9 protein-coding genes are annotated in these 9012 nt (G+C 73.1%); 7 read left to right on the forward strand and 2 right to left on the reverse strand.

The features are described from left to right. Positions 1-90 precede the first annotated feature (90 nt). Entirely contained in the window at positions 91-1746 is a 1656-nt protein-coding gene (locus MRBLMG1_RS03745) for an FAD-binding dehydrogenase (RefSeq protein ID WP_367820663.1), read from the reverse strand. Between the two features lie 94 nt (positions 1747-1840). On the opposite strand from MRBLMG1_RS03745, the gene MRBLMG1_RS03750 reads away from it, so the two are divergent. The 6 genes from MRBLMG1_RS03750 (at position 1841) to MRBLMG1_RS03775 (ending at position 6328) form a co-directional block, all read left to right on the forward strand. After that, a complete protein-coding gene (locus MRBLMG1_RS03750; RefSeq protein WP_367820665.1) occupies positions 1841-2470 on the forward strand; it encodes a TetR/AcrR family transcriptional regulator in 630 nt (209 codons plus the stop codon). 21 nt (positions 2471-2491) lie between these two features. Further along, entirely contained in the window at positions 2492-3256 is a 765-nt protein-coding gene (locus tag MRBLMG1_RS03755) for a glucose 1-dehydrogenase (protein WP_367820667.1), read from the forward strand. Positions 3257-3416: 160 nt separating this feature from the next. Beyond that, the gene (locus tag MRBLMG1_RS03760) at positions 3417-3950 is read left to right on the forward strand and encodes an NUDIX hydrolase (RefSeq protein WP_367820669.1); all 534 of its coding nucleotides are present in this window, start codon (positions 3417-3419) and stop codon (positions 3948-3950) included. A gap of 24 nt (positions 3951-3974) precedes the next feature. Next, complete coding sequence (locus tag MRBLMG1_RS03765; RefSeq protein ID WP_367820671.1) at positions 3975-4370, forward strand: YidH family protein; 396 nt, start codon at positions 3975-3977, stop codon at positions 4368-4370. Beyond that, positions 4367-4684: a DUF202 domain-containing protein gene (locus MRBLMG1_RS03770; protein WP_367820672.1), complete on the forward strand. Its 318-nt coding sequence runs from the start codon at positions 4367-4369 to the stop codon at positions 4682-4684. The genes MRBLMG1_RS03765 and MRBLMG1_RS03770 overlap by 4 nt, the downstream gene beginning before the upstream one ends. A gap of 261 nt (positions 4685-4945) precedes the next feature. After that, positions 4946-6328: an FAD-binding oxidoreductase gene (locus MRBLMG1_RS03775; protein WP_367820673.1), complete on the forward strand. Its 1383-nt coding sequence runs from the start codon at positions 4946-4948 to the stop codon at positions 6326-6328. A 67-nt stretch (positions 6329-6395) separates the two neighbouring features. On the opposite strand, the gene MRBLMG1_RS03780 is transcribed toward MRBLMG1_RS03775, so the two are convergent. Further along, entirely contained in the window at positions 6396-7325 is a 930-nt protein-coding gene (locus tag MRBLMG1_RS03780; protein ID WP_367820675.1) for an NADP-dependent oxidoreductase, read from the reverse strand. A 209-nt stretch (positions 7326-7534) separates the two neighbouring features. Here MRBLMG1_RS03780 and MRBLMG1_RS03785 point away from each other — a divergent pair, with 209 nt between their 5' ends. Beyond that, positions 7535-8446: an MBL fold metallo-hydrolase gene (locus MRBLMG1_RS03785; protein WP_367820677.1), complete on the forward strand. Its 912-nt coding sequence runs from the start codon at positions 7535-7537 to the stop codon at positions 8444-8446. The last annotated feature ends 566 nt before the right edge of the window (positions 8447-9012 follow it).

Below are 9012 nucleotides of genomic sequence, written 5' to 3' on the forward strand. Positions count from 1 at the left end.
GAGCAGCCGTCGAACCCGGCCGTCGAGACCGGCCGTCGGGCCCAGCCCGTCACCCCGCCCCGTCGCCGCGCGGCCGGCCGCCCCGCCCCGTCAGCCCACCGCCTTCGCCGCGGCGCGGCCGGCCGCGCGGCCCGAGAAGATGCAGCCGCCGAGGAAGGTGCCTTCGAGGGAGCGGTAGCCGTGGACGCCGCCGCCGCCGAAGCCGGCTGCCTCGCCGGCCGCGTAGACGCCGTCGAGGGGCTCGCCGGTGGCCGTCAGGACGCGCGAGTCGAGGTCGGTCTCCAGGCCGCCGAGGGACTTGCGGGTGAGGATGTTGAGGCGTACGGCGATGAGCGGGCCGGCCTTGGGGTCGAGGATGCGGTGGGGGGCCGCCGTGCGGATGAGCTTGTCGCCGAGGTACTTGCGGGCGCCGCGGATCGCGGTGACCTGGAGGTCCTTGGTGAAGGGGTTGGCGATCTCGCGGTCGCGGGCGGTGATCTCGCGGCGGAGGGCGGCCTCGTCGATCAGCGGCTCGTCGGTGAGCACGTTCATGCCGCGGACGAGGGCGGAGAGGTCGTCCTCGACGACGAAGTCGACGCCCCGGTCCATGAAGGCCTGGACGGGCGCGGGCACGTCGGCGCGGGCGCGGCCGAGGACGTCTCGGACGGACTTGCCGGTGAGGTCGGGGTTCTGTTCGGAGCCGGAGAGGGCGAACTCCTTGCCGATGATCCGCTTGTCGAGGACGAACCAGGTGTGGTCGTGGCCGGTCCGCATGATGTGTTCGAGGGTGCCGAGGGTGTCGAAGCCGGGGAAGAGCGGGACGGGGAGCCGCTTGCCGGTGGCGTCGAGCCAGAGGCTGGACGGTCCGGGGAGGATGCGGATGCCGTGCCGGGCCCAGATGGGGTCCCAGTTCTCGATGCCCTCGGTGTAGTGCCACATCCGGTCGCGGTTGATGTGGTGGGCCCCGGCCTTCTCGGCGATGCCGAGCATCAGGCCGTCGACGTGGGCGGGGACGCCGGAGAGCATCCGGGCGGGCGGGGTGCCGAGCCGGGCGGGCCACTGGGAGCGGACGAGGTCGTGGTTGCCGCCGATGCCGCCGGAGGTGACGATCACGGCCTGGGCGCGCAGCTCGAAGGCGCCGGTGGCCTCGCGGCCGCTGGCGGTGCCGCGGGCGGCGGTGGAGGGTTCCAGGATCTCGCCGGTGACGGTGTCGACGGTCCCGCCGGTGCGGCCGAGGCCGGTGACGCGGTGGCGGAAGCGGAGCTGGACGAGGCCGCGGGCGACGCCTTCGCGGACCTTCCGCTCGAAGGGGGCGACGAGGCCGGGGCCGGTGCCCCAGGTGATGTGGAAGCGGGGTACGGAGTTGCCGTGGCCGTTGGCGTCGTAGCCGCCGCGCTCGGCCCAGCCGACCACGGGGAAGAAGCGCACCCCGCGCGCGTGGAGCCAGGAGCGCTTCTCGCCGGCGGCGAAGTCGACGTACGCCTCGGCCCACTTCCTCGGCCAGTGGTCCTCGGTCCGGTCGAAGCCGGCGGTGCCGTACCAGTCCTGGAGGGCGAGGGCGTGGCTGTCCTTGACGCGCATCCGGCGCTGCTCGGGCGAGTCGACGAGGAAGAGCCCGCCGAAGGACCAGTGGGCCTGGCCTCCGAGGGACTGCTCGGGCTCCTGGTCGAGGAGGATCACGGTGCGGCCGGCGTCGACCAGCTCGGCGGTGGCGACGAGACCGGCGAGGCCGGCCCCGATCACGATCACATCAGCGTCGTAGGACATGGACCGCATCTTGGATACACGGATGTATCGAGTCAACCGTTTCGCCTCGTCCGGGACCCTCCCGTTTTCTAATGTCGAGCATTAATATGGACGTATGGCAAGGACGTCAGGGCCCGAGACCCGGGACAAACTGATCCGCGCGGCGGAGGAACTCTTCGCCTCCCAAGGCGTCGACGGCGCACAGCTGAGGGACGTCGTGGCCCTGGCCGGGCAGGCGAACCCGTCCGCGGTGCAGTACCACTTCGGCTCGCGCGCCGGACTGCTCGACGCGGTGATGGCCGGCCGCCAGGCACGTACCGAACAGGTGCTCACTCCCCTCTTCGAAGCCGCCGGCGACGAACTGAAGGGCCTGGTCGCCGCCCTCGTCACCGCCGAGGCCAGCGAACTGCGCACCGACCGCGGCCGCCGCTGCCTGCGGATCTCCGCCCAGCTGAGCCACGAGAGCGGTGTGCGCACCCGCACCCCCCACCCCACGCTCGCCGGCACCGTCTACTGGCGCCTGATCGAGCGCGTCGCCGACCGCCTGGCCGCCCTCGGACTGCCCGAGCCGCTGCTCCTGGAACGCCTCGACCTCGCGCTCACCGTGGTGGGCGCGGCCATGGCGGACCGGGCCCGGCAGTACCTCGACGGCAGCGAGCCGCTCACCGGCGAGGCGCTCTTCCTCGCCGACCTGGTCGAGACCACCACCGCGCTTCTCCGGGCCGCACAGCCCCGGAGCCTCTGAAACACCCCGAAGGGACCCTTCATGAACGACCTCACCGGCAAGACCGTGCTCATCACGGGCGGCGCCCGGGGCCTGGGCGCCGAGGCCGCCCGGCAGGCCGTGGCCGCCGGCGCGAACGTCGTCGTCACCGACGTCCTCGACGACGACGGCAAGGCGACCGCCGACGCGCTCGGCGAGCGGGCGCGCTTCTTCCACCACGACGTGACCTCCGAGGAGGAGTGGGCGGCGGCCGTCGCGTACGCGGTGGCGGAGTTCGGCGGCCTGCACGGCCTGGTGAACAACGCCGGCATATCCACCGGCGCCTTCCTGGAGACCGAGTCCGTCGAGCACTTCCGCAAGGTCCTCGACATCAACCTGACCGGCGTCTTCATCGGCATGAAGGCCGCGATCCCCGCCATGAAGCAGGCCGGCGGCGGCTCGATCGTCAACATCTCCTCGGCCGCGGGCCTGATGGGCCTCGCCCTCACCGCCGGCTACGGCGCCTCCAAGTGGGGCGTACGCGGACTCACGAAGATCGGGGCGGTGGAGCTCGGCACGGCCAGGATCCGCGTCAACTCCGTCCACCCCGGCATGACCTACACCCCGATGACGGCGTCCGTCGGCATCGAGCGCGGCGAGGGCAAGTACCCGAACACCCCGATGGGCCGGGTCGGCGAGGCCGACGAGATCGCCGGCGCGGTCGTCTTCCTGCTCTCGGACTCCGCCTCGTACGTGACCGGCGCCGAGCTCGCGGTCGACGGCGGCTGGACCACCGGCCCGACGGTCAAGTACGTCATGGGTCAGTGACGGAGCCACTCACCCCGGCCGGTCCGCCGGTCGGTGCGTTGGTCGGTGCGTTGGTCGGTGCGTTGGTCGGTGCGCCGGTCGGTGCGTTGGTCGGTGCGTTGGCCGGTGCGCCAGCCGGTCCGCTCGCCGGTCCGCCGTCCGGCACTGGTTGGATGGCGGCATGAGTGCCGCTGAAGAGATCCTCGACGTCGTCGACGAGCACGACCGGGTGGTCGGGCGGGCCCCGCGCGGTGAGGTGTACGCACAGGGCCTGATCCACCGCTGCGTCTTCATCCGCGTCCGGGACGCGGAAGGCCGGATGTTCGTCCACCGCCGGACGCCGTCGAAGCTGGTCTTCCCCTCCCTGTACGACATGTTCGTCGGCGGTGTCGTCGGCGCCGGCGAGTCCTACGACGACGCCGCGCTCCGCGAGGCCGAGGAAGAGCTGGGCGTCTCCGGGCTGCCCCGTCCCGAGCCGGTGCTGAAGTTCCTGTACGACTCCGAGGGCGTCGCCGGCAAGTGGTGGTCGGCGGTGTACGAGGTGCGCTGCGAACTGCCGGTCGACCCGCAGGTGGAGGAGGTCGCCTGGCACGCCTTCCTCACGGACGACGAGGTGAGCGAACGGATCGACACCTGGGAGTGGGTGCCCGACGGGCTCGCCGCCTACGAGGAACTGCGGGCGCACGAGGCCGCCACGGGCGGCCGGGCGGGCTGATCACCCGGCCGTTAGGGTGCACGTGTGAGCGATTTCGTGCAGACCCTGCGGCTCTGGTTCGCGCCGCAGCGGGTCCGGGACGAGGGCGAGACCCCCGACTACCGCTTCTCCCTCGCCAACGAGCGGACCTTCCTGGCCTGGATCCGGACCGCGCTCGCGCTCGTCGGCGGCGGGTTCGCCGTCGACCAGTTCCTCCCCGACCTGCGGTGGGGCGTGCGCGTCGGGCTCGCGCTCGCGCTCCTCGCCGGCGGCGTGCTCTGCGCCCTGCGCGCGGTGAACCACTGGGTGCTCTGCGAGCGGGCGATGCGGCGCGGCGAGGACCTTCCCGGATCCCGCTTCCCCGCGGTGCTGAGCCTCGCCGTGGCCGGGGTGGCGCTCACCATGGTCGTCCTCGTCGTCTTCGGCTGGGCCGGACGGTGACCACGGCCGGCGAGGTCCGGGATCCCGGACTCCAACCGGAGCGGACGCGGCTCGCGTGGCGGCGGACGACCCTGTCGTGCACGGTCGTCGCGGTGCTCGCCGTGAAGCTGACCGTCAGCGACGAGATCGGGGCCCAGGAGCTCACCGGCCTCGCCCTCTCGGCCCTCGTCTGGGTCGGGTTCCTCGCCGTGGCCCATCGCCGGATCCGCGCCCTGGGCGCGGCACGGCCCGTACCGCTCTCGCACCGGGGCGCGCTGCTCGCGGCGGGGTGCACGATCGCGCTGGCCGTCTTCGGGGCGGCTTTGATCTTCTGAGCTTTTGAGCTCCTGAGCTCCTGAGCTTCCGATCTTCCCATCTGGTGGGGCGGGCGGGCCGTGGGGGCTTTCCGGTGGGGCTGCCTGGGGCCCCTCGATCCGCCGGACGGCCGGGCGGCCGAATCGCCTACCGATGGGTCCGGTCGCATACTGACGGCGTAGAGCAGGGCGGCCGGGGGCCGCGTCGGTCGAGCCGGGCCGTGCCCGCGACCGAGGTCGTGCGGCCGCCGTCGTCGTCGACGGCTCACCAGGGACCACGACATGACCACCACCCGACCCACCCACCGCATCCCGGGCTTCCAGGGCGAACTCGTCGGGCCCGCCGACCCGGAGTACGACACCGTCCGCCGGTGCTTCAACCGGGACCACGACCAGCATCCCGCCCTGATCGCACGGTGCACGGGCCCCGAGGACGTGCGCGCCGCCCTCGGGTACGCCCACGAGAACGGCCTCGGGATCGCGGTGCGCGGCGGCGGGCACGCCACCGCCGGCTTCGCGTCCTGCGAGGGCGGCCTCGTCGTCGACACCAGTCCGATGAAGCACGTCGAGATCGACGCCGAGGCGCGGACCGGCCGGTTCGGCGCCGGCCTCACCTGGGGCGAACTGGACGCGGCCGCGGAGGAGTTCGACCTGGCCGTGACCGGCGGGCGGGTGTCGGACACCGGGGTCGCGGGCCTGACGCTCGGCAGCGGCTCCGGCTGGCTGGAACGGATGTACGGGCCGTCCGCCTGGAACGTCATCTCCGCGCAGGTGGTGACCGCCGACGGGCGGATCCTCCACGCCGACGCGGAGGAGAACGCCGACCTCTTCTGGGGACTGCGGGGCGGCGGCGGCAACTTCGGCGTGGTGACCGAGTTCGGATTCCGGCTCCACCCCGTCGGACCGCTCCTGTACGCCGGGATGATCCTGCACCCCCGCTCGGCCGCCGGCGCGCTCGCCCGGTTCTACCGGGACTTCATGGAACAGGCACCCGACGAGGTCACGGGGGCCTTCGCCCTGATGACCGCCCCGCCGGAGGAGTTCGTGCCGGAGGAGGCCCGCGGCGAGCCCGCCTGCGGCGTGATCGTCGCGTACGTCGGCGACCCCGCGCGCGGCGAGGAGGCCCTGCGACCCCTCGTCGAATGGGGCGAGCCCTGGGTGCGGATGGTCCGGCCCATGCCGTACACGGCCGTCCAGAAGATGCTGGACGACGCCACCCCCACGGGAGTCAGCGAGTACTTCAAGATCGACTACCTGCCCGAGCTGGCGGACGGGGCGATCGACACCGCGATCGTCCAGGCCGATTCCGTCACCTCACCCCTCACCCAGCTCATCTTCTGCCCGCTCGGCGGCGCCATGGACCGGCTCGACGGGGACTCCATGGCCCTCACCGTCCCGTCGACGAAGTGGGTGTACTTCTGCCTGGCCGTCTGGTGGGGCGGCGAAGGGCGCCAGCGGCACATCGACTGGGCCCGCGACTTCCACGCCGCCCTGCGGCCGTGGACCACCGGCACCTCGGTGCCCAACTTCATCCTCAGCGACGAGGGCGCCCGCCTCCAGGCCTCGTACGGCCCCGAGAAGTACACCCGCCTCGTCGCCCTCAAGGACCGGTACGACCCCGGGAACGTCTTCGCCCTCAACCAGAACATCCCGCCGAGCGGGTGAACGCGAGCCCGGCCGGGTCGGCAGGACGCGCGGCGCCGCGGGCCAGGCGGGACTTTCCGGACCGGAACTAGGGGACCGTCACGACGACCTTGCCGTTGAGGCCGCCCTCGGCGTTGGCGCGCTGGGCGTCCGCCGCGCGTTCCAGGGGGAAGGTCCTGGCCACCCGTACCGTCACGATGCCCTCGTCGACGAGGTCGGCGAGCACCGCGAGGTCCGCGGCGTCCGGCCTGACCCAGAAGTAGCGGCCGCCCAGCGAGAGCACCTCGCCGTCGGCGATCGAGGCGAGCCGGCCGCCCGGCGCGAGCAGCCCGGCGGACAGCCTCAGGAACGGGCCGCCGATGGTGTCGAGCACGGCGTCGAGGCCCAGCGGGGCGAGGGCCCGGACCTGGTCGGCGAAGGTCGCCTCGTCGTAGCGGACGGGCTCGGCGCCCAGCGCCGCCACCTGTTCGAGACCCGCCTCCCGTGCCGCGCCGATCACCCGGCAGCCCAGATGCCGCGCGATCTGCACGGCCAGCGACCCCACCCCGCCGGCCGCCGCGTGCACGAGGACGGTGTCCCCCGCTCCGACGAGCAGCGCCTGGTGGAGCACCTGATAGGCCGTGAGCCCCACCAGGGGCAGCGCGGCGGCCTCCTCGAAGCCGACCGTGCGCGGTTTGCGGGCGAGGGTGCGGACGGGGGCCGCGACGTACTCCGCGAACGTGCCCCGGGACAGGAAGTCCTCGCGCACGTACCCCATCACCTCGTCGCCCTCCGCGAACTCCGTGACGGACACGCCGGGCCGGACCACCACCCCCGAGACGTCCCAGCCGGGAACGACGGGGAACACCGCGTCCATCATCCCGTCGAGGTACCCCGCCTGGCACTTCCAGTCGACCGGGTTCACCGACGCCGCCCGGACCTTGACCAACACGGCGTCCGGTCCGATCTTGGGGTCCGGCCGCTCGCCGTACTCCAGCACCTCGGGACCGCCGTACCGGCTGTAGCTGATCGCCTTCATACCCCTGACCCTCGGCGGAGCTCCGGGCGGCCGCAACTCGGGGATGCGGGGACGCGGGGGGGGAGAGAGAGGGGGACTCGGCGGGGGAAAGGGGAAGCGGCGGGGGTACGCGGGCCCCTTGCGGACCCGTCCGTTCCGACTTCCCCCGGGTCGGGGCCGACTGGCACGCTTCCCTCCTGTCCAATCGGGCTCTCAACCGGGGGAATCCCTTGTCTGCCACCGATCCCTATGTCGTCCCGCTCGCGCCGAACGTCCACGCCTACGTCCAGCCCGACGGCGGCTGGTGCCTCAACAACGCCGGATTCCTCGGCGACGCCCGCGAATCGCTGCTCGTCGACACCGCGGCCACCGAGCGCCGGGCACGGCTCCTCCGCGACGCGGTCCTCGCCGAAGGACTGCCCCTGCCGTCGACCATCGTCTCCACGCACCACCACGGCGACCACACCTACGGCAACGGGGTGTTCCGCCCCGAAGCACGCATCATCGGCCACGAGAACTGCCGCTCCGAGCAGCTCACCGCCGGCCACCAACTCCACCTCCTGTGGCCCCAGACCGACTTCGGACGCGTCGACATCCTCCCGCCGTCCCTCACCTACCACGACCGGCTCACCCTCTACGTCGGTGACATCGAGGTACGCGTCATCCACCCCGGCGCCGCACACACCACCGGCGACTCCATCGTCCACCTCCCCGAACACGGCGTCGTCTTCACCGGCGACCTGGTCTTCCACGGCGGTACCCCCTTCCTCCCCATGGGCTCCCTCGCCGGTTCCCTGCGCGCCCTCGACCTCCTCCGCTCACTCGACGCCCCGACCGTCGTCCCCGGACACGGCCCCGTCACCGACCCCTCCTCCTACGACTCCACCGAGCGCTACCTCCTCTGGGTACGCGAACTCGCCACCACCGGCCACGCCAAGGGAGCCACCCCCCTCGAAACCGCCCGCTCCACCGACCTCGGAGAATTCGCCGCCTGGCGCGAGAACGAGCGCCTCGTCGCCAACCTCCACCGCGCCTACGCCGAACTCGACGGCCTCCCCGAAGGCGCCCCCCTCGACCCCGTCGCCGTCTTCGGCGACATGGCGGCGATGAACGGGGGCGTACCGGTGGCCTGCCACGCGTAGCCCTCTCGGTCCGCCTCGGTCCCTTGCCGGGGGCCGCTCTCGGGTCGGTGGCAGGCGGTCTGCCGCGCCGATGCGCCGTACGTCGCGCCCGGCCCGTTGCGGGCCCGCCGGACAGCTCACCCCCGCCCACCCCCGTTGCGGGCACAACGGACGGCTCACCCCCGCCCACCCCCGTTGCGGGCACAACGGACAGCTCACCCCCGCCCACCCCCGTTGCGGGCACAACGGACAGCTCACCCCCGCCCACCCCCGTTGCGGGCACAACGGACGGCTCACCCCCGCCCTCCCCCGTTGTGGGCAATCGTTCCGCTGGGGCGGAACGGGTGGGCACAACGGAACGGCGCCCCCTGCCGGGCCTAGGCTTCCGCGCCTGAACCCGCACCACTGGCACGGCGCCGTATCGGTGCAGGCAGGTACGAGGGGCGCAGGCGCCGCCGAGGGCGCCGTCCCGTGTGCCCACCCGTCCCGCCCCAGCGGGACGATTGCCCACACGGGGGTGGGCGGGGGCGGCGGGCGCGGCCCGCACGGGGCGGGGGCGCGGCCCGCACGGGGCACGGGGGTGCGGG

This window comes from Streptomyces sp. LMG1-1-1.1 (genome assembly GCF_040815545.1).
In the GTDB taxonomy this organism is placed as follows: domain Bacteria; phylum Actinomycetota; class Actinomycetes; order Streptomycetales; family Streptomycetaceae; genus Streptomyces.